The sequence below is a fragment of the Amycolatopsis keratiniphila subsp. keratiniphila genome (assembly GCF_001620365.2).
In the GTDB taxonomy this organism is placed as follows: domain Bacteria; phylum Actinomycetota; class Actinomycetes; order Mycobacteriales; family Pseudonocardiaceae; genus Amycolatopsis; species Amycolatopsis keratiniphila.
Map to the genome: position 1 here is coordinate 1 of NZ_LQMT02000024.1, position 23,870 is coordinate 23,870.

Below are 23,870 nucleotides of genomic sequence, written 5' to 3' on the forward strand. Positions count from 1 at the left end.
CGGATCGCGATTAGGGGGCTAAACGCAGGTCCGCGCGCGGATCGCGTTTAGCCCGCTAAACGCAGGTCGGCTCAGTGGGCGAAGTGCCGCGTGCCGGTGAGGTAAAGGGTGACCCCGGCGGCCTCGGCGGCGGCGATGACCTCGGCGTCGCGGATCGAGCCACCCGGCTGGACGACGGCGCGGACGCCGGCCTCCAGCAGGACTTCGAGCCCGTCCGGGAACGGGAAGAAGGCGTCCGAAGCGGCGACGGAGCCCTTCGCCCGGTCCCCGGCCCGCGAGACCGCGAGACGCGAGGAGTCGACCCGGTTGACCTGACCCATGCCGACGCCGACGGTCGCGCCGTCGTTCGCCAGCAGGATCGCGTTCGACTTCACCGCGCGCAGCGAACGCCACGCGAACTCGAGGTCGGCCAGCGTCCGCTCGTCGGCGGGCGCGCCGGTGGCCAACGTCCAGTTCGCCGGGTCGTCGCCCTCGGCGGCGATCGTGTCGACGGTCTGCACCAGCATGCCGCCCGAGATCGGCCGGAACTCGATCGGATCGGGCGACGTGATCGCGGGCAGCTTCAGCAGCCGCACGTTCTTCTTGCGCTGCAGGATCTCGAGCGCCTCGGCGTCGAAGTCCGGCGCCAGAACCACCTCGGTGAACACCTCGGAGATCTGCTCGGCGGCCTCGCGGCTCACCGGCCGGTTGGTCGCGATCACCCCGCCGTAGGCCGAGACCGGGTCGCACGCGTGCGCCTTCCGGTGCGCCTCGGCGATGTCCTCGCCGACCGCGATCCCGCACGGGTTCGCGTGCTTGATGATCGCGACGGCCGGCGCGTCGAAGTCGTAGGCTGCGCGGCGCGCGGCGTCGGTGTCGACGTAGTTGTTGTACGACATGGCCTTGCCGTGCAGCTGCTCCGCGTGCGCGAGGCCGGGGCGCCAGTGCTTGTACAGCGCGGCCTTCTGGTGCGGGTTCTCGCCGTAGCGCAGCACGTCGCCGCGCTCCCACGAAGCGCCGGTGAAGTCCGGGAAGCCGGAGTCGTCCGCGGGCGCGTAGACGTTCGCGAACCACGCGGCGACGGCGGTGTCGTACGCCGCCGTGTGCGCGTAGGCCTGCGCGGCGAGCCGCTTGCGATCGGCCAGCTCGAAACCGCCCGCCGCGACGCGCTCCAGCACCCACTCGTAGCGGGACGGGTCGACCACGACGGCGACGCTGTTGTGGTTCTTCGCCGCGGCACGCACCATCGCCGGGCCGCCGATGTCGATGTTCTCGACACAGTCCTCGGGGCTCGCTCCCGAGGCGACGGTCTGCGTGAACGGGTACAGGTTGACCACGAGCAGGTCGAACGGCGCGATGTCGAGCTGCTTGAGCTGCTCGACGTGCTCCGGGCGGTCACGGTCGGCCAGCAGACCGGCGTGCACGCGCGGGTGCAGCGTCTTGACCCGGCCGTCGAGGGACTCGGGGAACCCGGTGACCTTTTCCACCGGCGTCACCGGCACCCCGGCGTTCGCGATGACCTTCGCCGTGCCGCCGGTCGACACGATCTCGACACCCGCCGCGTGCAGCCCGGTGGCGAGTTCGAGCAGGCCGGCCTTGTCCGAGACGCCGATCAGCGCACGCCGGACGGGACGCTGTCCCTGTGCGGTACTCACGAAAACCTCACCTTTCGTCCCTCGACCGAGCACCCGCTCCGGCCGAGTTTCTCGATCGTTTCCACCAGGAGCCTGCGTTCCACGGCCTTGATCCGCTCGTGCAGGACGTTTTCGTCGTCGTCGGGCTCAACGATCACCGGCTCCTGCGCGATGATCGGCCCGGTGTCGACCCCGGCGTCGACGAAATGCACCGTCGACCCGGTGACCTTGACGGCCATCGCCAGCGCGTCGGCCACGGCGTGCGCGCCGGGGAACGACGGCAGCAGGGCCGGATGCGTGTTGATCACGCGGCCGGGGAACCGCGCGAGGAATTCGGCGCCGAGGATCTTCATGAACCCCGCGGAGACGACCAGGTCCGGCTGATAGGCGGCGACGGCTTCGGTGATCGCCTTGTCCCATGCCGCGCGGTCCGGGTGGTCGGCCATCCGCACGGTGAACGACGGCACGCCGGCGCGTTCGGCCCGGGTCAGTGCCTCGACCCCGGTGCGGTCCGCTCCGACGGCGACCACCTTCGCCGGGAAGTTCGGCTTTTCGACGGCGTCGAGCACGGCTTGCAGCAGCGTGCCGGAACCGGACGCGAGGACGACGAGCTTCACCGGAGTGGGCAGGTCCAACCGACTAGCCAGAACGGGCTCCTTGCCACGGCGGTACGCACTCGGGCGTACGGCGCTTCACCTGGTCGCGACAACCCTAACGGTCGTCGCCGGGGGCGCTTTCGTCGCCGGACCTGTCGGTGGACTCGGTCACAGCGTCGTCCTGCTCGGGCTCGGTTTCGGGCTCCGGTTCCTCCGGGACTTCGTCGGTGTCCTCGCCCAGCTCCCCGGCGAGTTCCGCTTCGGCCTCTTCGTCGAGTGCTTCGTCTTCGAGCGCTTCGGGTTCCTCGGCCGGTTCGGCTTCTTCTTCGACTTCGGCGATGTCTTCGACCTCGGGTTCACCCGGCGGTTCGGGGGCCTCGTGCGCTCCGGCGAAGAACGCGACGAACCCGCCGGGGACGACGATCCAGCAGAAGGCGATCACGGACGCGACGCCGACCGGCACGCTGACCGGGTCGAAGGGCCCGTCGCCGAGCCTGCCGCCGGAGACGGTCCCGAGGATGACGCAGCCGAACGCGACCAGCGCGCCCGCGACGGCGACCGCGCGCATCCGCAGCATCGGATCCTCGTCGATCGCGCGGATCCGCCAGCCGACCAGCGCGCCGACCAGCGCGGGCAGGAGCAGCAACGCCGGCCACCAGACGGCGTGGTGCGACGGGATCCCCGCCAGCACCGGCACCCCGGGCACCTGTCCTTCCTGGTAGCCGAACATGCCGACGGTCAGCGGGCCGACGGAGAAACCGGGCCCGGTGGTGAACGACAACGCGGCGACGATCGCGTTCGGCAGGTAGGCCAAGGAAAGCACGAACAGGCCGAAGCTCGGGCCGAAACCCGGCTCGAACAGACTGTCCACAGTGGACCACGAGAGCGCGGTGGCCGCGGTGAACACCACGGCTCCGCAGGCGATCAGCGCGGCGAGCCCGAGCGCACCCGCCCGCAGCCCCTGGACCGCCACGGGGTCGAACCGGTCCCGCACCGCGGCCGGAAGCCCGCACGCCTTGGCGACTCCCGCGACGGCGGCGAGCCCGGCGAGGAGACCCGGCACGCAGAACGCGGTCAGCGGGTTGACGTCGATCGGCGACCCGCCTGCCAGCACGGCGATCAGCACACCGAAGAGCGCGTGCGCCCCGGCGATCACCGTCACCACCGGGACGGCGTCCGCCGGGGTCCGGCCGCCGACCCGGCGGGCGGCGCGCGCGGCCGCCCTCGCCACGAGCCAGCCGGCCAGGAACGTCGGCAGCAACGGCAGCACACCGAGCGGATGACCGCCGAGGTCGACTTCCACCTGCCACGAGGCGAGCCAGCCGGGACCGGCGGCGAGCAGGGCGCCGGTGGCGGAGAACCGGGTCCGGTCGGCGGCGAACGAAACCATCGCGAGCACGGCCGCGACGGCGGTATAGGAGAAGAGCAGGGGCGCGCAGGCGGCGGCGAGCAACACACGAACCCGCTTCGCCCTGGAGACCTCCAGCTCGGGGACGAGGTCGCTCACCGGCTCTTCGCCCGGCGGGCGTTCGTCGCGGGTGAGCAGCTTCATGAACCGCACCATGACATCCGGACTGGGCCGTCCGGGTGAGGCACGCCGCCGCCGGCCGGGGCACGTGGCCCAACCCACCCGGTCGGGTACCCCCGGAAAAGAAAACACCCGCTGTGACACGGAGAGTCACAGCGGGTGTTTTCGCGTTCGGAAGGTCAGCTCTGCTGGCCGAAACCGCCGGGCGGCGTGCCCGGGTTCTGGCCCGACTCCGACGACGAGGACGGCGGCTGCTGGAAGAACTGGCCCTGCTGCGGGGCGTACGTCGTGGCCTGTTGGCCCGGCGGCTGCGTCACCGGCGGCTGGAACCCGCCGGGCTGGGAAAACGGACCGGACTGCTCGGCCGGCTGCTGCCCCTGGCCCGCGGCGGGGAACGGCTGGACCTGCGTGGCGGCCGGACCCTGCTGACCCTGCTGGCCGAACGGACCCTGCGGGCCCTGCTGCGGGAACTGCTGGCTGTACGGGGCCTGCGGCGACTGCTGCTGTGGCTTCGCGGCGGGCAGCTTGATGACGTCGTGCTCGAACAGCAGCGCGGCGACCGCGACCAGCATCTGCAGGATGCCGAGGATCAGCACCACGGTGAGGATGCCCGGGACCGAGACGTCCTCGCGGCCGCTCCCGTAGCCGATGACCAGGTCCAGCGCGCCGAAAGCGCCGATGACGCTGAACAACGCGGCGAACGGCAGCGTCTTCGGGCCGCGCGGCAGCGCGTGCAAGGCCGCGAGCAGACCGCTGACCAGAAGGAAGACCGAGACCTGCCCGGCGGCGTCGGCCTCGTCGGAGAAGCCGATGAAGAACTGCACCAGGCCGAGGACGGTGACGGCGAGCGCGAGCAGCAACGCCAGGTTCAGCGGGGTGGCCGGTGACGGCGCCTGCTGCTGGGGGAAGGCCCCCGAGGCGGGGTTGGGGTGTTGCTGGCCGCCACCCTGCTGGGGGTAGCCGGGCCCACCGCTGGGATAGGACATCCGAATGCTCTCCTGTCGTTCGACCGGCACCCCGGGGCGCGCGGGACTCCCGGGACAAACGAGGCGGCTGTGATGCTCGAACGCTAGCGCACACGCGGACACCCCACGCCTCGGGCTCTGAGACGTCTGTACACCCGATCAGGTTCCCGGCGGAACCCCTCCCCGACCGTCGGATCGCGTTTAGCCCGCTAAACGCAGGTCGGCCCGCGACGTGCGTTTAGCGGGCTAAACGCGATCCGGGGCGAAAAGAGGCGGGCCGGGCACCAGGGTGGGTGCCCGGCCCGCCGGGGAAAGCTCAGTCTCCGAAGGATCAGAGGCTGTTGTACAGCTCGCGCGCCAGGACGGCGGTCTCGCTCGGGGTCTTCCCGACCTTGACGCCGGCGGCCTCGAGGGCCTCCTTCTTCGCGGCGGCCGTGCCGGAGGAGCCGGAGACGATGGCGCCGGCGTGGCCCATGGTCTTGCCCTCGGGCGCGGTGAAGCCGGCGACGTAGCCGACGACCGGCTTCGTCACGTTGTCCTTGATGTAGGCCGCGGCGCGCTCTTCGGCGTCGCCGCCGATCTCGCCGATCATCACGATGACCTTGGTCTCGGGGTCGGCCTCGAACGCCTCGAGGGCGTCGATGTGCGTCGTGCCGATGACCGGGTCGCCGCCGATGCCGACACCGGTCGAGAAACCGATGTCACGCAGCTCGTACATCATCTGGTAGGTCAGCGTGCCGGACTTCGACACCAGGCCGATCGGGCCCGCGCCGGTGATGTCGGCCGGGATGATGCCGGCGTTCGACTTGCCGGGGCTGATCACGCCGGGGCAGTTCGGCCCGATGATGCGGGTCTTGTTGCCGGTCGCGACGGCGTGCGCCCAGAAGTAGGCGGAGTCGTGCACCGGGATGCCCTCGGTGATCACCACGGCGAGCGGGATCTCGGCGTCGATCGCCTCGATGACCGCGTCCTTGGCGAACTTCGGCGGCACGAAGATGACCGAAACGTCGGCGCCGGTCTCCTTGATGGCCTCCTCGACCGTGCCGAACACGGTGAGGTCCTTGCCCTCGATGGAGACGGTCTGGCCTGCCTTGCGGGCGTTGACGCCACCCACGATGTTCGTGCCGGACTTCAGCATCTTGGTCGCGTGCTTCATGCCCTCGGAGCCGGTGAGCCCCTGGACGATGACCTTGCTGTTCTCGTTGATGAAGATCGACATCTCACGCACCTGCCGCGGCGAGCTCGGCGGCCTTGTCGGCCGCGTTGTCCATTGTGTCCACCACGGTGACCAGCGGGTGGTTCGCGTCGGCCAGGATCTGGCGACCCTCGACGACGTTGTTGCCGTCCAGCCGCACGACGAGCGGCTTGGTGGCCTCGTCGCCCAGGATCTTCAGCGCCTCGACGATGCCGTTCGCGACCGCGTCGCAAGCGGTGATGCCACCGAAGACGTTGACGAAGACGCTCTTCACGTCGGTGTCGTTGAGGATGACGTCCAGACCGGCCGCCATGACCTCGGCCGAAGCGCCGCCGCCGATGTCGAGGAAGTTGGCGGGCTTGACGCCGCCGTGCTTCTCGCCCGCGTAGGCCACGACGTCCAGCGTGGACATCACGAGGCCCGCGCCGTTGCCGATGATGCCGACCTCGCCGTCGAGCTTGACGTAGTTGAGGTCCTTGGCCTTGGCCTTCGCCTCGAGCGGGTTCTCCGCGTCCTTGTCGACCAGGGCCTCGTGGCCCGGCTGACGGAACGAGGCGTTCTCGTCGAGGGTGACCTTGCCGTCGAGGGCGATGATCTTGTCCTGCGGGTCGCGGACCAGCGGGTTGACCTCGACCAGCGTGGCGTCCTCGGAGACGAAGGTCTCCCAGAGCTTCACGACGACGTCGGCGGCCTCGTCGACGACCTTCTCCGGGAACTTGCCCGCGGTCAGGATCTCGACGGCCTTCGCCTTGTCGACACCGGCGATCGCGTCGACCGGGATCTTCGCGAGCGCTTCGGGGCGCTCGACGGCCAGCTGCTCGATCTCCACGCCACCTTCGGCCGAAGCCATCGCGAGGAAGGTGCGGTTCGCACGGTCCAGCAGGAAGGAGAAGTAGTACTCCTCGGCGATGTCCGAGGCTTCGGCCACCAGCACGCGACGCGTGATGTGGCCCTTGATGTCGAGACCGAGGATCGCCTCGGCCTTCTCGGCGGCCTCATCCGGCGTCTGGGCCAGCTTGACGCCGCCGGCCTTGCCGCGGCCGCCGGTCTTGACCTGCGCCTTGATGACGACCTGGTTGCCGATCTTCTCGGCGGTGGCCTTGGCTTCTTCGGGGGTGTTTGCCACGGCACCCGGCAGAACCGGTACTCCGTGGGCGGCGAAGAGATCCCTCGCCTGGTATTCGTAGAGGTCCACTACTCCAGTCTCCTGACGACACGCCACTGTGGTGGTCCGTTGCCGGACCGCGCTGTCGGACCAGTCGAGGTTAGCGACCTGCGCAGAAGCAGGGGACTCCGCACCTGGTGAAGTCGGTCACCGTACGCGGTCAGACGGTGTTTCCACGGTGTGAGACCGCACACCGGAGACCCAGTTCGCCGCCTCTTCCTGGCTTTCGAAGGCGTTGTCGAACCCGCTCGGGCCGTTACCGACCGCGAAGAGCAGAACCCCCGGGAGCGTTTCCGCGAGCCCTTCCGGTTCGCTCGTGCCCCGCAGGATCCCGAGGATGTCCGGATCCTCCTGTTCGACCGTCCGGACGAGTTGTTCGACGGTGTCGAGACGTCCGGCGTAGACGACCTCGACGCCTTCGTCGCGCAGCAACCTGCCCAGCGCGATCGCCGAACCTTCCTCGACACCGAACTCGGCCAGCACGACCCGGAGGAGATGACGGGTCATCCGGCCCGCCGTGAGCCCGCGACGGCCATCCCCGCCGCGACGAGGGTGACGACGGCGCCGCCCAACGCGAGCCAGAATCCGACCCCCGCCGAGGAACCCTCGTACTCCGAGCCGACGAGCGGCAGTTCCGCCGCGCGCAGGCCGAGCACCAGCGCGGCCCCGGCCAAGGCGGCCGCCGCGGCGACCGGCCGTGAGCGCGGGACGAGCGCGTACAGGCCGAGGACGACGGCCAGCGCACCGAGCAGACCCCAGGACGCCGCACCGAAGTTCGACCACAGTCCCGGGGCGGTGTAGCCGGGCGCGCCGAACACCGGCGTGCCGAACGCGGCGATCGCCAGCACCGCCGCCGCGACGACCGGGGTGAGCACGGTCCCGCTCACGCGCGTTTCGTCCGTTTCTTCATCGGAGTCGTCGCGGTCCACGACACCGGTGATCACCGCGGCGAGCGCGGCCAGCGCCGCCAGCACGAGCGCGATGAACGTCCAGGTGACCCCGGCGCCCGCCGAGTAGCCGACCTTGTCCGGCAACGGCACCGGGAGGTCGACCCCGAACAGTGCCGGGTCCACCGCCTTGTCCTCGGTCACGGACAAGGCGGCGCTCAGCACCGCCGCACCCGCGAGGACGACGCCCGCCCACGTGGCCGCGACGACTCCCCTGGCGAACGCCGAGAGCCGCGGCACGAAGACGAACAGCGCGGGCACGGCGAGCACGACGGCCGCACCGAGCAGCAGCCAGCGCGCCGGTGTCTCGGGGACCGGCGTCGGACCGTTGGCCTTCAGCACCGGGGCCAGCGCGCCCGCGGCCGCGGCACCGGCGGCCAGCAGCGCCAGGCCTCCGGTGGCCAGCCGCCACCAGAACAGTCCGGGCAGCCTGACTTCGCCCGCCAGGTCACCGGTGACGGCCTCGTCCGCTTCCGCGACGTCGAACCTGGTGAAGGCCAGCCCGACCAGCGCCAGACCGGCGATGGTCACCACCACCGAACCGGGCGCGACCGAAAGCCGGTCCACGACCAGTCCCGCGACCACCGGCGGGACACCGACCGCGAGCGCGGCCAGCCCCGCGCCCGCGAACCCTCCTTTGCCGACACCGGCCGATGGCGAGCTCACGGCCACGAGCACCGTCAGCGGCAGCAAGGCCGCGAGCAGCAGGTATCCGGCCATCGCGACCGTCGGGCCCTCGAAGGCGTTCTTGGCCAGGAGGTACGCGTTGCCCGAACCGAAGGGTGCGAGCAGCAGACCGACCCCGCCCGCCACACCGAGCACGGGCCCGAGCAACCGCCAGCGGCGCCGTCCGTCGAGCTCACCCGCCAGTTCCGCCTCGTCGCGGGCGGTCCCGGCGGCGAAGGCCCCGGCCGCGAGGGTGAGCAGGTGCCCCGCCACCAATGGCCACAGCCCCGGCCCCGCCTCCGGCATCGCGAGCAACCTGTCGGCGAGGAACAGCTCCGGGCGCGCGGCCAGGGAGCCGTCCGCGAGCAGTTGCAGATCCAGCAGCAGCCGTCCGGGCGCGAGCGCGGTGAGCCCGAGCACCAGGCCCGCCGCGAGACCCGAGCGACCGGAGACCAGCGCGTAGAGCACGGCCGCCGCGGGCGCCAAAGCCAGCACGACCAGCAAGGGAGCGGCGGTGAATCCGGCCGAACCACCCCGGACGACGGGCATCAGCGCGCCGGTGGCCAGCGCGACCGCACCGGCCGACACCAGCCCCGCCGACAGCAGGAGCGCTCGCGGGCGGGCGCCCGGTTCGCTCCGGAGAAGTTCGGCGGACGCGGTACCGGGGACGGCTTGCCCGGTGGATTCGCCACCAGGGTGCCGTGAGCGCGAAGTCATCGACGGCGACGCTAGCAAGCCGGGCCCGACCGGGCCCGCCAGCAGGGCACCACAGGCCGTCACGGACGCGCGGCGGCCTCGATACCTGGGACGACCGAGCGGCGCCATAGGTGACCGGCAGTGCCGAGACGACGCCCGGTGACGAGGCCAGTCCGGTTAAGGACCCTTCAACACCGTCGGGCAACCGGTTATTTCCCTCGTTCGCCCCCTTCCCGGCCGTCCGGTACCCCCGAACGGCCCCTTGAACCTGTAACGCAAGTCACACGGTTGTGAGTAAACCTGGTTTAACTTTGGGTAATCTTCACTGGACAACGGCCAGATCTCCGTCGCCCGATCGGCCGAGAGCGCCGTCAGATCTTGCTGACCGGGGTGCCGCTTCGTTACTGTCCCGGGGTCCCCATTACAGTCAGATCACGAATGAGAGCATCGAACGAACCACCCCCGAGGTCGTTCACCGGGATCCCCCGCCCGGGCTCTTGATCCGACTCCCCGAACACGGAAGGCCCCGTCTTGGCTTCACACCGCTCCCCCGGCGGCCAAGCTCCTTCCCCGGCGCTCGAGAACGCACTCGATGGTGCGGTCGTTCGCGTCCGGGGCTCGCACCGCCTGTCGCCCCCGTCCTCGGCCCTTCGTGGCCGTGTCGTGGTCGCAGCCGTCGCTGCCGGCGCCTTCGCGGCCGCCGCCGCCGGGCAGACCCTGAAGTCCGTTTCGGAATCCTCCGACGCCGCCGTCACCCCGCTGGCCAGCACCCAGGACGCGAGCGCCTCGTTCGCCCTCGGCGGCGGAGCCGGTGGTGGCGCCCCCGAACTGCTGCCGACGAGCCAGTCGACGAACGCCTCCGCCGAGGCCCAGAAGCTCTCGGACAACAACAGCATCACCCAGGCCCGCGTGAAGCGTGAGGCCGAAGCGGCCCGCAAGGCCGAAGAAGAGGCCAAGCGCCCCAAGACCTGCATGCCGACCAAGGGCACCTTCACCTCGGGCTTCGGCGCCCGGTGGGGCACGAGCCACCTCGGCATCGACCTCGCGGCCCCGATCGGCACGCCGATCGTCGCGGCCTCCGACGGCACGGTCATCGAAGCGGGCCCGGCCAGCGGTTTCGGCCTCTGGGTCAAGGTCCAGCTCGCCGACGGCACGGTCCACGTCTACGGCCACATGAACTCGTTCTCCGTCCGCGAAGGCCAGAAGGTCAAGTGCGGCGAGGAGATCGCCGAGGTCGGCAACCGCGGCCAGAGCACCGGCCCGCACCTGCACTTCGAGGTGTGGCAGAACGGCACGAAGAAGATCGACCCGCGCCCGTGGCTCGCCGCCCGTGGCGTGAGCGTCAACTGATCGAGCCTCGCTCTTTTCCGCACCACCGTTCATCACCACACCGGTGATGCCGTCCGTGACGAGGGCGCGCCGGGCAATGACGCTCAGGCGCGCCTTCAAGACCTCCGCTTCCCCCATCGCGGGCATCACCAAGCGTCGTAGGTCTTCCGGCTCGGAGCCCAGGTGATTTTCCGGGCCCTCAAGGCCTCAGGCGACGCCGTCCGGCAGTTTCCGGACGAAGTACCCCACGGCGATCTGCCAGACCGTGCAGAGACCGGCCGGGCGCCGTTCGATCGGCCGCCATCCGGCGAAAGGTCTCCGGGAAAGACTTCTATACCCGGCTGGCCGCGGCCCGAACAGCCATCGCCGCGCGTGCCCGCATACGACACACCGTCCGGCCCCGTCCGGTTCGTGTGCCCGCAGTAACGCGCGCCAGGCCGCGACCAGCCTGAGCACTTCCGGCGGTTCCGGACCCCGATCCGGCCCCGCCCCTTCTTCAACACCCCGCAAGTACTCGAGTACCCCACTCGAGAGAACCTGAAACAGCACCCCGTCCACACCATGCGCCCCCTCCCTGGATCGGGGACGCCTGCTTGCCCGGCATACCCCAGCGAGTCGAACTCGTGTTCGACGGCACAGGTATACGGGAAGGGTCCGACAGTTTTCGGACGCGAGGAAGAAACCGCAGGTCAGGGCTAGAGCTTGACCATCGGCACGCTGCCGATCAGCATCAGCCGGACCTTGCCGGCCGCACCGAAATCGATCGTCGCCGTGGCGCGCGGGCCCGTGCCGTCGCAGGCGACGACCGTTCCGAGCCCGTACTTGTCGTGACTGACCCTGTCGCCCACGTCGAGCTTGAGCGCGACGGTGTCCTTCCAGCCCTTGCCGAACGGGCTCGTGCTCGCCGCCCGCGACGACGAGCCGCCACCACCGCCTCGGCTGCCCCAGGTCGTCGCGGCCCGCGGCGAACCGCCCGACGAACCGAAGCCACCGGAAGAAGAGGAAGGCGCGAGCCTGCGCCAATCCACCAGATCGGCGGGAAGCTCGTCGAGGAACCGCGAAGCCGGGTTCATCTGCGGCTGGCCCCAGGCCGAGCGCACCATCGAACGGGAGACGTACAGCCTCTTCCTCGCCCGCGTGATCGCGACGTAGGCGAGACGGCGCTCTTCGGCCAGCTCCGTCGGGTCACCGAGCGCGCGCATATGCGGGAAGATCCCGTCCTCCCAGCCCGTTCCGAAGACGACCGGGTACTCCAGGCCCTTCGCGGTGTGCACGGTCATCAACGTGACCACGCCCGCGTCGTGTCCTTCGCCGTCATCGCCGCCGTCGGGCGACGGGACCGAATCCGCGTCGGCCACCAGCGAAACCCGCTCCAGGAACGCGGGCAGCGAGCCCGGCTCCGGCACACCCGGATCCGCCTCCGGCAACTCACCGTCCGGGCCGGCCACCTCGGCGGTGAATTCGGTGAACTCCCGCGCGACGGTGACGAGTTCCGTCAGGTTCTCCACCCGCGACGCGTCCTGCGGGTCGTCGGACTCCTCGAGTTCCGCGCGGTAGCCCGTGCGCTCCAGGACGGCTTCGAGGATGTCGGCGACTTCGGCGCCGCTCTCGACGACCTCGCCGAGCTCGTCCATCAGCTCGACGAAACCGGTGATCGCCTTGGCGGAGCGCGGATTCAGCAGCGGCACCTCACCGCTGACGGCACCGCGCAGCGCCTGCGCGAACGAGATGCGCTCACGCTCGGCGTACGTCGCGATGACGGCTTCGGCGCGATCCCCGATGCCGCGTTTGGGGACGTTGAGGATGCGGCGCAGGCTGACCGTGTCCTCCGGGTTCGCCAGCACCCTCAGGTACGCGAGCATGTCGCGGACCTCGCGCCGCTCGTAGAACCGCACCCCGCCGACGACCTTGTACGGCAGGCCGAGGCGGATGAAGATCTCTTCGAAGACACGGGACTGGTTGTTGGTGCGGTAGAAGACCGCGACGTCGGAGTAGTCCGCTTCGCCCTTGTCCGCCAGCGCGTCGATCTCGCCCGCGACGAACGCCGCTTCGTCGTGCTCGTTGTCCGCGACGTAGCCGACGATCTTCTCGCCGTCGCCGGAGTCGGTCCACAGCCGCTTCGCGCGCCTGTTCGGGTTTCGCGCGATGACCGCGTTCGCCGCGTTCAGGATCGTCTGGGTCGAGCGGTAGTTCTGTTCCAGCAGCACGGTCCGCGCGTTCGGGAAGTCGCGTTCGAATTCCTCGATGTTGCGGATCGTCGCGCCGCGGAAGGCGTAGATCGACTGGTCCGCGTCACCCACGACGCACAGCTCGGCGGGCTCGATCCCGGCCTCGTTCGTCTCGGTGCCGACCAGCTCGCGGACCAGCGTGTACTGCGCGTGGTTCGTGTCCTGGTACTCGTCGACGAGCACGTGGCGGAAACGCCGGCGGTAGTACTCGGCGACGTCCGGGTACGTCTGCAGGAGTTCGACCGTCCGCATGATGAGGTCGTCGAAGTCGAACGCGTTGGCCTGGTTCAACCGCCGCTGGTACTCGACGTACACCTCGGCGACGCGGCGTTCGAGGTCGTTGCCCGCGTCGGCGACCGCCGTCTCCGGATCGATCAGTTCGTTCTTGAGGTTCGAGATGTGCACGGCCAGCGTGCGCGCCGCGTACTTCTTCGGGTCGATGTCGAGATCGCGGGCGACGAGGGTGATGAGGCGCTTGGTGTCGTCCGAGTCGTAGATGGAGAAACTCGACGACATCTCCAGCGTTTTGGCCTCACGGCGCAGGATCCGCACGCACATGGAGTGGAACGTCGACACCCACATGGCGTTCGCGCGGCGGCCGACGAGGTCGCTCACCCGCTCCCGCATCTCCGCGGCCGCCTTGTTGGTGAACGTGATCGCCATGATCTGGCCGGGGTGCACGTCCCGTTCGGCCAGCAGGTACGCGATCCGGCGGGTCAGCACCCGGGTCTTGCCCGAACCCGCGCCCGCGACGACCAGCAGCGGCGAGCCCGCGTGGGTCACGGCCTCGCGCTGTGCCGGGTTCAGGTCGTCGAGCAGATCCGAGTGCCGGGGCTTGGCCGGACCGTCCGCTGGGAGATCGAAGAGGGTGTTCATCGCCGGTCCACGCTACAGCGCCGGGCGTAGGCGGTGTTGCCGCCTGCCGTCCGACGCGCTGGCGGTGTTCGCGGCGCAGGATCGGATGCCATGGACACCAACGGGATTCCCTCCAGGCTCAGGGCCGCCGACGCCGACCGCGAGCGGGTCGCCACCCGCATCCATGCCGCCGGCGGTGAAGGCCGTCTCACTCTCGAAGAGGTGGAAGACCGGCTGAGCGCCGTGTATTCCGCCAAATACACGGACGACCTCGCCGCGCTCACGTCGGATCTGCCGAAACCCGCCCCGAAGCGGCGCCCGGTCGCCCTCGGGCATCCGGCGGTGCGGATCCATCTCGCGATCGCCGCCGTGCTTTCGGTGCTGTTGATCGCCCGCTGGGTGGTCTCCGGGGTGCCGTTCTTCTGGCCTGCGATGCCGATGTTCTGGCTGGCCATGAGCGTCCTCGTACACGCGCGTGTGCGCGGATCACGTCGTCGCTTCAAGCCGGAGGACGGCATCGCTGTGGCATAATGAGCGGCATGCGGCACCACGCGACGCGATTTTTTTACGGGACCCGGACTCCGGCTCCCGTGATCGCATAGTGCCGCCAATGCCATCACCTGAAGCCCCGGAGTCCACGGACCCCGGGGCTTTACGCTGTTCCGGGGGCCAGCAGGGAATCCGGACCGAAGAAAGGTCCCGATGAACACCACACAGAAGCCGGACGCCGAAGAACCCACCGCCACGGCCGAAGAGATCGGCGAGCTCCGCAAGGAGATCGACTTCCTCGACGGCGAGATCCTGCGGCTGGTCAAACGCCGCGTCGAAGTCTCCAAGACGATCGGTGCGGCCAGGATGGCCGCGGGCGGCACCAGGATCGTCTACAACCGCGAGATGGACGTGCTCGCGCGCTACCGCGAACTCGGGCCGGAGGGACGGCAGCTCGCGATGGCGCTGCTCAACCTGGGGCGGGGCAGGCTGGGGCGGTAGCAAAGGTCCCTTGCTCCCCTGCGCCGCGTCCGGATCGCGTTTAGCGGGCTAAACGCGATCCGGCCACGTCACGATCCTGCGGCGTGAGGCGGAACTCAGGGTGTTCCCCGAGCCACGACGGCGCGGGACCAGGCAAACTGGACACATGATTAACCTCATCGCCGTGATCATCGCGATCGCCGGTGTCCTGGCGGCATTGGGCCATGTCGGTTATCTCGCCATGCTGAACAGCGCGGCGGGTAAGCGCGCGGGTGGCACACCCGTCGCCCAGTACGTCAAGACGCGCTGGCCGATCGCAGCGGGTACCACCGCGGCCTCGCTTTTCGCCTGGTTGCTCACGAGTGGGGGAACGACGCTCGACGTCATCGCGATTTTGCTTGCAGCGGGTAGCGGGATCACCGCCACGAAAGCCCTGCAATCGACTCAGCAGAAGTACCGCAGCGGCAACTGAGCGACGTCACCAGCGCCGATAGCACAGCGTTACGTCACCGAGGCCCGTTCGGCCGCGCCCGACCGAGTGAAACATCTGCAACTTGCAGAGTGGGTGAAGACTTGCGGGTGTCGAACTTTTAATGTGGACCTCGTGAGGACCCTTGCGTCTGGGTCGGGCGATGCCCGCATGGCGCGCGGGGGCGACGGCCCCGCGCGCCCCCAGTCGTATGCGCGTGCATTTGCTCACGAGTGTGCCCGGGAGTCTGCAAGCGAGGGATCCCGTGAACCCGCTGCTCCGTTCGGCTTAACCGGTGTCACATCGCCGTCAGGGCCGGCCTGTGAGGGGGTCGCTCGGACATGAACGGCTGGGCGGAACACCAGGGACGCAACGGCACCACACAGACAGGACGACACCGGGCGGGTGGCGCCGAGAGCTGGACCCCACCCGTGCCGCCGAGGCGGCAGCGCCCGGCCGGGCACGGGCATCACGCGCACCGCGAGTTCGCCCCACCCTCCACCGGTTCCCTCCCCTTGCCGCCACCGCGGAACAGGAGGGCGCCGAGCCCCGGCTACGCCCCATCGAGCGGCCTGCTGCCGCTCCCCCAGCCCGCTCGTGAGATTCCCGTAGAGCGCCCAGCCCGCGTCGAGGTCTCGTTGACCGAACCCGTCATGACGCCCGTCGAGGAACGGCGCGCGAAGGCCGCCCAGCGCACGAAGGTGACGCTGACCGCCCCCTCGCCCCGACGTCCCGAGCCGGCGGAGATCGACGACAGCGACGTCCGTGTCTACGTCGCCCCGCCCGTCGACGGTCTGAGCACCTTCGATCTGGGCACGGTGCCCGCCTCGGTGACCCCGCCCAAGACCTGGCGCAAGGCCGCCTGGTTCGCGGCGGCGGCGTCCGCGCTGGTCGTGGTCGGACTCCTCTTCGCCGGTTCGTTCCTGGTCGGCAAGCCCCTGCCGGAGCAGCAGAGCCAAGGCGGCTGGCCCGGCTATCGCGGCGGCAGCCCGCTGAGCCAGGACGGTCTCGCCGGCAATCCGACCACCCCACCCCAAGGTGGCGCGGCGGGCGACCCGTCCGAATCCGAGACCGATTCCTCCACCAGGGACGACCGCAGTTCCAGCAACTCCGGCACCTCGTCGGACAGCGACGACACCGGGACCGGCTCGTCGCGGCCCGACTCGGGCGGGCCGGTCACGTCCGGCTCCGCGCCGTCGTCGAGCGACCGGCCGCAGAAGCCGCCGGTCGTGCCCGCCGACCGCACCACAACGACCTCCCCCTGGTACGCGCAGCAGCCGGACGCACAGGCGATGGGCGACAACACCGAGATCTTCCTCAACTCCGTCACCACCGACCCTCAAGAAGCGTCCTCGGTGACCTCCGGCAGCCTGGGCGAAGAAGGCGCTCAGGGGCTCCGTGAGCGCTACGCCGACGTCGCCTACTTCGAGGTGAAGAAGGTCGCCATCGACCAGCGCCGCGGCGTCACGGTCAACACCGTCGAAGTCACTCACAAAGACGGCACGAAGACCATGGAGCAGCGCACGTTCACCTTCGGTGACGACGACAAGATCATCGACGACGGCATGTAGGGCATCACGCACGTGCAAGTGTCCTGTTCCTCTGCACGTGCGGTGCGTTGAGCGGTCATCCCTGGTCCGGGTGGGTGACCTAAGCTGCCGTTCGTCGTATCGCGACGGCATTCCGGCGATAGAGCCTGGCCGAGCACCGTCCGCACAGGGTTACCTGACGACTGCAGGGTCCGCACCGTTCAGAAGACGGCCGCGCGGACCAAAGGCACCGGCCGAACGGCCCAGTGCCTGCCCCGGACCAGAGCGAGGAATTTCGTGCTTGATCGACAGCGCATACGGCGTGAGGACGCCGTACGTGTCGAGGACGTCATCCCGGAAGAGATCCTGAACGACACCCGCGTCGACCGCGAGTATCTCGAGCAGGTCTTCCGCGAGCCGCAGAAGTTCGTACCCGCCCGCACCCGCGAAGTGCCCGCGCCGCGGCCCGAGCCCGAAGAAGACGAGCCGGAGAGCCGTGCCGCCCGTCGGGCCAAGCTGGCCGGGCTGGTCGCCGCCGGACTGCTGGTCGCGGGCGCCGTCGTCACCGCGGGCGTGCTCGCGGGCACCCAGCGGGAAGGCACGGCGCCGGGCGCCTCCGCACCCGAGACGATGAGCGGAGCCGCCGCGCTCGGCGGCCTCGCCGTCCCGGACTCCACCGAACCGCAGCAGCGCAAGCAGGAGACGCCGACGTCGTCGGGCACCAGCACGAAGGCCCAGCCGTCTTCGGGCACCGGTTCGGGCTCGCTCCCCCGGCAGAGCTCCTCGGCGGGCAGCACGAGTCCGCAGCCGTCCGCCAAACCGGTCGCGGTCAGCACGGTCGAGGACAAGATCGAGGCGGTCCGGACGTTCTACCGGACCGTCGACGCCGATCCCTACGGCGCGATGTCGCTGATCACGCCGGTGCTGGCCGAGTCCGAGGCGGGCAGGCTGATCGAGTCCTGGAGCGCGATGGACGCCATCCAGATCCAGGACCTCCGCGAACAGGCCGACGGCACCATCCTCGCCGTGGTGACCATGCGCAATCCGGACGGCGGCCTGTTGCGGGTCACCCAGATACTGGAATTCGCCGACGAGACGACCGGCCTGATCACCGACGCGCGGCTGCTGTCCGCGCAGCACATGTGACGGACACCCCGCGTGTAACGGCCCTCCACCCAGGGCGATCAGAGTGTGCCGCGTGTGTGTGCGCAGAGTGAGCGCCTAGCCTTGTCACGAGTCGGTCTCGGAAAAGCCGGCACACAGACCACTACATGTGCATACGCTCCAACGCTGTGGCGTGCTGAAGGCCGCACCGCGTGCGCGGACGACTCCGCGACGTGAAGACGGAGCCCAAAGGGAGGTCGCGTGAGCGACGAGGGTCGCCTGGTCGCCGGTCGATATCGCATCGCCGGGCGGATCGGCACGGGCGCGATGGGGGCCGTGTGGCAAGCGCACGACGAGGTACTCGGCCGCACGGTGGCGATCAAACAGTTGCTGCTGCAACCAGGGCTTGAGGCTCACGACGCCGAAGACGCCCGCCAGCGCACGATGCGCGAAGGCCGGATCGCCGCGAGACTGCACCACCCGAACGCCATCTCGGTGTTCGACGTCGTCACCGACGACAACGGCCAGCCGTGCCTGATCATGGAGTACCTGAACTCCACAAGCCTCGCGCAGGTGCTGCAGGAGGAGCGGACGCTGCCGCCGACTGAGGTCGCGCGGATCGGCGCGCAGGTCGCGGCGGCGCTCACCGAGGCGCACGCGGTCGGCATCGTGCACCGCGACATCAAGCCCGGCAACATCCTGCTGGCGCCCAACGGCACGGTGAAGATCACCGACTTCGGCATCTCGCGGGCCAAGGACGACGTCACGGTCACGAAGACCGGGATGATCGCCGGAACCCCCGCCTACCTGGCGCCCGAGGTGGCCATCGGCGGCGACCCCGGCCCGGAGTCCGACGTCTTCTCGCTCGGCTCGACGCTCTACGCCGCTTGCGAAGGCCAGCCGCCGTTCGGCCTCAGCGAGAACACGCTGAGCCTCCTGCACGCGGTCGCGGCCGGGCAGATCATCCCGCCGCGTCAGTCCGGCCCGCTCGCCAGCGTGCTGGCCGTGCTGCTGCACCCGGAGGTGCGGCACCGGCCCACCGCCGAGGAGTGCGAAGAGCTTCTCGCCGCCGTCGCGCGGGGTGAAACGCCGCTGGGCGGCCCCGCGGACGACACGGTGCTCGCCGCGCCCATCGCGGGCGCGCTCGCCGGTGGCGGCGTGACCCAGGCGCTCGACAGCGAGGCGGCCGGCCACTCGGGTTCGCTTCTCGACGATCAGGCCGCGGCCGGTTCGTACTACGACGACGAAGACGACTACCAGCAGCCGCCCGCGTCGGGATACCCGGAAGACGACTACGACGGGTACGACAACTACGACGAGACGGCGCTGCTGTCCGAACGCGGCCACCCCGGCGGCGGCCCCGCGCCCACGCGCGCCGTCCCGATCCCCGCGGGCGACTACGACGACGATCCCTACGACGACGACTACGACGACCCGCCTCCTCCGCCGCCGCCCACCCGCGCGCAGACCAGTCCGGTGGACGAGGACGACGAGAAGCCGGGCGCGTGGAAGAAGCCCGCGATCATCGGCGGTGTCGTGGTCGTGGCACTGGCCGCGCTGGGCTTCTGGCTGCTGACCCCGAACAACCCGGAGACGCCCGCGCAGGTGGGGAACTCGTCGCCGAAGCCGACACCTTCGGCGACGTCTTCGGCTCCGGAGACGACGGAAACGCCGACCGAGACGCAGTCGGCCGAGCCGCCCAAGGACACTCCGACCTCGTCGAAGAAGACGTCGAGCAAGGCGAGCCAGACGGACGAGCCGGAAAGGCCGACCAGCTCGAAGCAGACGAAGACGTCGAGTGCGAAGCCGCCGACATCTTCCGACGACCCCCCACCGAGCACCACGCCGACTCCGCCAGTGAGTTCAACCCCGGCTGGCGCGTGATCCGAGGATTGCATTGAGTTCTGAAGGTTCCATCGTCGGCGGCCGGTACCGCCTCGACCAGCCCATCGGGCGTGGCCGGGCGGGCATCGTGTGGCTGGCGTTCGACACCCGTCTGCTGCGCACGGTCGCGATGAAGCGCATGTATCTGCCCGTCGGCCTGCCGCCGGACCGGGCGGAGCAGGCCAAGGCCGTCGTCGTCCAGGAAGGCAAGGACGCGGCCAAGTTCGAGCACGCCACCGCCATCAAGGTGTACGACGTGCTGCCCGACGGGCCGGACGTGTGGCTGGTGATGGAGTACATCCCGTCCCGCGGGATGGCGGCCTTCCTCGCCGAACACGGCAGGCTGACCGCGGAACAGGCGGCCGGACTGGGCATCGTGCTCGGCCGCGCGCTGGCCGCGATGCACGAGGCCGGGGTGGTGCATCGGACCGTCGAGCCGGGCACGGTCCTGCTGGCCGACGACGGCGGCGTGAAACTCACCGACATCGGCATCACCGGCGGCGGCCCGAGTCCGGCGTACCGGGCGCCCGAAGTGGCGCGCGGCGAACCGGCGACTTCGGCGTCCGACGTGTTCTCGCTGGGCGCGACGCTGTACACGGCCGTCGAGGGGGTGCCGCCGTTCGGTGAGGACGGTGAGTCCTCGGAACGCCCGCCGCAGACCGCCGGGCCGCTGGCCGGTGCGCTGCGCAAGATGCTCCGGGCGGAGCCGGACGCGCGGCCGACGATGGCGGACACCGTCCGCTCGCTGAACGCGATCACCGAAGGGCGGCAGACGGCGTTCATCCCGCCGACCGCCCCCGCGATGCCGACGGTTCCGGCCTCGATGCCGATGCCCGTCCAGCAGGCGCCGCAGCAGCCGGTTCCGCAGTTCCCCCAGCACCAGCCGCAGCAGTATCAGCCACCGCAGCCGCAATACGCGCCGCCGACGCAGCAGTACGCTCCCGCCGCGCCGGTGGCCGCGAAGTCGCCGGACACCCGGAAGTGGCTGATCACGGCGGGCGCCGTGGTGGCGGCGATCCTGATCGGGGTGCTGTTCGCGGAGCTGTTCCTGATCTAGAGCCGCTCGAGGACCAGCGTCGCCAACTCCACGGGACGGCTGAGGAACGGGCTGTGGCTTGCCCGCCAGGTCACCGTCGTGTCGCACCGGGCGGCGAAGTGGACGACCATTTCCGGGATGAGCGCCCGGTCTTCAGCGCAGGTGACGTAGGTGGTCGGGGTGTCCTTCCACGCCGAGCCTTCCGGTGACTCGTCGAAGATCGTGACGGGCTCGGGACGCAGCAGGACCGTGGCGCGCTCGGCGACGGCGTCCGTGCAATCGGCGTACATGGCCTCGCGGACGGCGGCGAGGTCGAGATGGGTCCAGCCTTCCTCGTCGAAGATCAAGGGCAACGGCTGGGGTTCGCGGCCGGTTTCCTCTCTGGTCCGCTCGATCCAGTACTGCGCGGTTTCACCCGGCTCGCTGACGATCGCGGCGAGGTAGATCAGATGCGCGGCCCCCTGGAGCCCGCTGGCGGTCAGGCCGCCGAAGGAGTGTGCGAGCACCACCGGCGGCTCGGCCGCCTTGTCGACGATTTCCTGGACGGCCCGGGTGGTTTCGGCGATCGGGCGCGCGCCGAGGTCGGGGACGGTGACCTCGGCGCCGTCCCGGCGGAGGCGTTCGACGACGTCGTCGAAATGGGCGGGCTGGTGCCATGAGCCGTGCAGGACGATCAGGGGACGCACGGAAGTCCTTTCGCCGGCGGGAATGTGGCTTCCCTGCCAGGTTGTCGACCGCCGTCGCGGCTGTTCAAGCTCAGCCGGTTTTCGTGCCCACTCGACCATTCCCGCTTGTCTGTCCGGCCCCCTCACGGATCGCGCTGAGGAAATGGCGCACCGCGGGATGTTCCCTGGCGTGCGCGGCGACGGCGGCGTGGATGGACCGCACCGGATCCGGACGGCGGACCTTGCGGATGGCGACGCCGGGATGCGGGGCGCCGAGGCCGAGTTCCGGGATGAGCGCGACACCGAGCCCGGCGGCCACGAACCCTTGTGCCGTCTGGTAATCCTCGGATTCGACGACATGGTTCGGGGCGAATCCGGCCGCGCCGCAGGCGTCGAGCAGGATGTCGCGGCAGGCGCCGGGGAGACCGTCGACGCCGACCCACGGATCCTCCGCGAGCTCGCCGAGATCGAGGACGCGTTTGCGGGCGAGCCGGTGGTTCTTCGGCAGGATCGCGCGGTACGGGTCGTCGAGGAGGTGGATGTACTCGACGCCCTTGATCCGGGGAGTGCTGCTGGGGAGCACGATCATCGCGACGTCGGCCTTGCCCGATTCGATCTCGGGCATCGAATCGTCGGGCTCGACCAGTTTCAGGTCGAGGCGGACTCCCGGGAAGTCACGGCGCAGCGCGGCGACGGCCAAGGGCACCAGCGACGCGCCGGCGGTGGCGAAATAGCGGATCGCGAGCCTGCCCGTGCGGCCTTCCTTGAGTTCGGTGAGCGCGGCTTCGGCCTTGGCGAGCTGGGTGCTCAGCGTTTCCGCGTGTTCGGACAGCAGGGAACCGGCCGGTGTCGGCCGCACGCCCCGGCCGACGCGTTCGAGCAGTTCGACGCCCGCTTCCCTTTCCAGGGTGGACAACTGCTGGCTGATCGCGGATGGTGTGTAGCCGAGGTTCCGGGCGGCGGCGGTGATCGAACCGCTGCTGATCACGGCTCGGAGGACCTGCATGCGGCGGACGTCCAGCATGCCCCGATCGTACAGTTCTTCTTAAAGCTCCCTGCAGTTATTTTCGCTTGTCCTTACGCGTCGGCCCGGCGAAGCTGGGCCAGGCACTTAAGGAGGACTGGGGTGGGCGAGACGAAGACCCTGCTGCGGATCGGCGCGCTGGCGCTCATGTGGGGATCGAGTTTCTTCTGGATCAAGCTGGGGCTCGGCGCGTTCACGCCGGTGCAGCTGGTGCTGGCGCGGGTGGCGCTCGGCGCGGCGGTGCTGATCGGGCTCTGCCATCTCGGCCGGGACAGGCTGCCGTCGGGACGGCGGATCTGGGGACACCTGGCCGTCGCCGCGTTCTTCCACAACGCGTTGCCGTTCCTGCTGTTCGCGTGGGGCGAGCTGACCGTCGATTCGGGGATCACCGGCGTGCTGAACTCGACGACGCCTCTGTGGGTGCTGGTCGCCGCGCCGATGATGGGTGCGCGGACGAAGATGACCGCGGTGCGGGTCACCGGGCTGGTCGTCGGGCTCGCCGGGATCCTGCTGATCTTCGCGCCGTGGGAGGCCTCCGGCCTGCTCAGCTGGGGCGCGCTGGCGTGCCTCGCGGCGGCCGCGAGCTACGGCTTCGCGTTCGTCTACGAGGGCAAGTACCTCACCGGCATCGGTGACTCGCCGATGTCGCTGGCCGGCGGGCAGATGCTGCTGGCGACCGGGTTCCTGGTGCTCGCGATGCCGATGGGCGGTTTCGAACCGGTGCACCTGAGCACCGGCGCGATCGTCGCGGTGGTGATCCTGGGGATCGGGTCGACCGGGATCGCGTTCGCGCTGAACTACCAGCTCCTCGCGAGCGAGGGTGCCGTGGCGGCGTCGATCGTCGGCTACCTGCTGCCGGTGGTCTCGGTGCTGCTCGGTGCGGTGTTCCTGGCCGAGCCGCTGAACCTGCGGGTGATCGCCGGGATGGTCGTCGTGCTGGGCGGGGTCGCGCTGACCCGGCTCCGCCCGAGGGAGCAAGGGACCTTTGCTACCACTCCGCAGGTCGAGCGCCCTTTGGCCGCCGTCGATAAGGTCGCGCCATGACGGACACGACGACCCTGTGGCGCCCCACCGGTCCCGTCGAGCTCGACCTCGTTCGCGAGTCGGGCTGGCGTGAGTGGCCGCCGAGACTGCCGGAGCAGCCGATCTTCTACCCGGTGCTGAACGAGGACTACGCGATCAAGATCGCCCGTGACTGGAACGTGCGCTACGACGGCGCGGGCTTCGTGACGCGGTTCGAGGTCGAGACGTCGTTCGTCGAGCGGTACCCCGTCCAGCAGGCGGGCGGGAAGACGATCCTGGAGCTCTGGGTCCCGGCCGAGGACCTCGCCGAGTTCAACACGCACATCGTGGGGAAGATCGAGGTCACCCACGAATTCCGCTGACCTGCGTTTAGCGGGCTAATCG

General features: G+C 70.0%; 21 protein-coding genes. 10 read left to right on the plus strand and 11 right to left on the minus strand.

Features of this window, described 5'->3' with window-relative positions:
- Positions 1–71: 71 nt before the first annotated feature.
- The 8 genes from purH to AVR91_RS26035 form a co-directional block, all read right to left on the minus strand.
- A complete protein-coding gene (gene purH / locus AVR91_RS26000; protein ID WP_063273479.1) occupies positions 72–1,634 on the minus strand; it encodes a bifunctional phosphoribosylaminoimidazolecarboxamide formyltransferase/IMP cyclohydrolase in 1,563 nt (520 codons plus the stop codon).
- Entirely contained in the window at positions 1,631–2,248 is a 618-nt protein-coding gene (purN, locus tag AVR91_RS26005) for a phosphoribosylglycinamide formyltransferase (protein WP_016331201.1), read from the minus strand. The genes purH and purN overlap by 4 nt, the downstream gene beginning before the upstream one ends.
- A 76-nt stretch (positions 2,249–2,324) precedes the next feature.
- Positions 2,325–3,773: a cell division protein PerM gene (locus AVR91_RS26010; RefSeq protein WP_063273478.1), complete on the minus strand. Its 1,449-nt coding sequence runs from the start codon at positions 3,771–3,773 to the stop codon at positions 2,325–2,327.
- 143 nt (positions 3,774–3,916) lie between these two features.
- Positions 3,917–4,723, minus strand: coding sequence for a DUF5336 domain-containing protein (locus tag AVR91_RS26015; protein WP_063273477.1), 807 nt, complete (start codon positions 4,721–4,723; stop codon positions 3,917–3,919).
- Positions 4,724–5,033: 310 nt separating this feature from the next.
- Positions 5,034–5,921 carry a succinate--CoA ligase subunit alpha gene (sucD, locus tag AVR91_RS26020; RefSeq protein WP_005165134.1) on the minus strand — a complete coding sequence of 296 codons (888 nt, stop codon included), beginning with the start codon at positions 5,919–5,921 and terminating at the stop codon, positions 5,034–5,036.
- Position 5,922: 1 nt separating this feature from the next.
- Positions 5,923–7,092 (minus strand): ADP-forming succinate--CoA ligase subunit beta, encoded by a 1,170-nt coding sequence (gene sucC / locus AVR91_RS26025; RefSeq protein ID WP_016331197.1) that lies wholly within the window; start codon positions 7,090–7,092, stop codon positions 5,923–5,925.
- A gap of 117 nt (positions 7,093–7,209) precedes the next feature.
- Entirely contained in the window at positions 7,210–7,569 is a 360-nt protein-coding gene (locus tag AVR91_RS26030; protein WP_063273376.1) for a hypothetical protein, read from the minus strand.
- Positions 7,566–9,392, minus strand: coding sequence for a hypothetical protein (locus AVR91_RS26035; protein ID WP_063273388.1), 1,827 nt, complete (start codon positions 9,390–9,392; stop codon positions 7,566–7,568). Before AVR91_RS26035 ends, AVR91_RS26030 begins: the two co-directional genes overlap by 4 nt.
- Before the next feature lie 642 nt (positions 9,393–10,034).
- On the opposite strand from AVR91_RS26035, the gene AVR91_RS26040 reads away from it, so the two are divergent.
- The gene (locus tag AVR91_RS26040; protein WP_063273377.1) at positions 10,035–10,721 is read left to right on the plus strand and encodes a M23 family metallopeptidase; all 687 of its coding nucleotides are present in this window, start codon (positions 10,035–10,037) and stop codon (positions 10,719–10,721) included.
- 674 nt (positions 10,722–11,395) lie between these two features.
- On the opposite strand, the gene pcrA is transcribed toward AVR91_RS26040, so the two are convergent.
- Positions 11,396–13,804: a DNA helicase PcrA gene (gene pcrA / locus AVR91_RS26045; protein ID WP_063273378.1), complete on the minus strand. Its 2,409-nt coding sequence runs from the start codon at positions 13,802–13,804 to the stop codon at positions 11,396–11,398.
- 90 nt (positions 13,805–13,894) lie between these two features.
- On the opposite strand from pcrA, the gene AVR91_RS26050 reads away from it, so the two are divergent.
- The 7 genes from AVR91_RS26050 (at position 13,895) to AVR91_RS26080 (ending at position 20,795) form a co-directional block, all read left to right on the plus strand.
- Positions 13,895–14,314, plus strand: coding sequence for a DUF1707 SHOCT-like domain-containing protein (locus AVR91_RS26050; protein ID WP_063273379.1), 420 nt, complete (start codon positions 13,895–13,897; stop codon positions 14,312–14,314).
- Between the two features lie 171 nt (positions 14,315–14,485).
- The gene (locus AVR91_RS26055) at positions 14,486–14,773 is read left to right on the plus strand and encodes a chorismate mutase (protein WP_016331191.1); all 288 of its coding nucleotides are present in this window, start codon (positions 14,486–14,488) and stop codon (positions 14,771–14,773) included.
- A 145-nt stretch (positions 14,774–14,918) separates the two neighbouring features.
- The gene (locus AVR91_RS26060; RefSeq protein WP_016331190.1) at positions 14,919–15,224 is read left to right on the plus strand and encodes a hypothetical protein; all 306 of its coding nucleotides are present in this window, start codon (positions 14,919–14,921) and stop codon (positions 15,222–15,224) included.
- Between the two features lie 635 nt (positions 15,225–15,859).
- Entirely contained in the window at positions 15,860–16,792 is a 933-nt protein-coding gene (locus AVR91_RS26065) for a hypothetical protein (RefSeq protein WP_228709340.1), read from the plus strand.
- Positions 16,793–17,047: 255 nt separating this feature from the next.
- Entirely contained in the window at positions 17,048–17,896 is an 849-nt protein-coding gene (locus AVR91_RS26070; RefSeq protein WP_063273381.1) for a hypothetical protein, read from the plus strand.
- Between the two features lie 219 nt (positions 17,897–18,115).
- On the plus strand, positions 18,116–19,738 hold the full coding sequence (locus tag AVR91_RS26075; protein ID WP_063273382.1) for a serine/threonine-protein kinase: 1,623 nt from the start codon (positions 18,116–18,118) through the stop codon (positions 19,736–19,738).
- Positions 19,739–19,751: 13 nt separating this feature from the next.
- Positions 19,752–20,795, plus strand: a complete 1,044-nt coding sequence (locus AVR91_RS26080; RefSeq protein WP_063273383.1) for a serine/threonine-protein kinase — start codon at positions 19,752–19,754, stop codon at positions 20,793–20,795.
- Here the strand turns inward: AVR91_RS26080 and AVR91_RS26085 are convergent.
- On the minus strand, positions 20,792–21,460 hold the full coding sequence (locus tag AVR91_RS26085; protein ID WP_063273384.1) for an alpha/beta hydrolase: 669 nt from the start codon (positions 21,458–21,460) through the stop codon (positions 20,792–20,794). The genes AVR91_RS26080 and AVR91_RS26085 overlap by 4 nt on opposite strands.
- A gap of 70 nt (positions 21,461–21,530) precedes the next feature.
- Positions 21,531–22,463 carry a LysR family transcriptional regulator gene (locus AVR91_RS26090; protein WP_063273385.1) on the minus strand — a complete coding sequence of 311 codons (933 nt, stop codon included), beginning with the start codon at positions 22,461–22,463 and terminating at the stop codon, positions 21,531–21,533.
- Between the two features lie 102 nt (positions 22,464–22,565).
- Here AVR91_RS26090 and AVR91_RS26095 point away from each other — a divergent pair, with 102 nt between their 5' ends.
- A complete protein-coding gene (locus AVR91_RS26095) occupies positions 22,566–23,507 on the plus strand; it encodes a DMT family transporter (protein WP_063273386.1) in 942 nt (313 codons plus the stop codon).
- Positions 23,504–23,848, plus strand: coding sequence for a hypothetical protein (locus AVR91_RS26100; protein ID WP_063273387.1), 345 nt, complete (start codon positions 23,504–23,506; stop codon positions 23,846–23,848). The genes AVR91_RS26095 and AVR91_RS26100 overlap by 4 nt, the downstream gene beginning before the upstream one ends.
- Positions 23,849–23,870 lie beyond the last annotated feature (22 nt).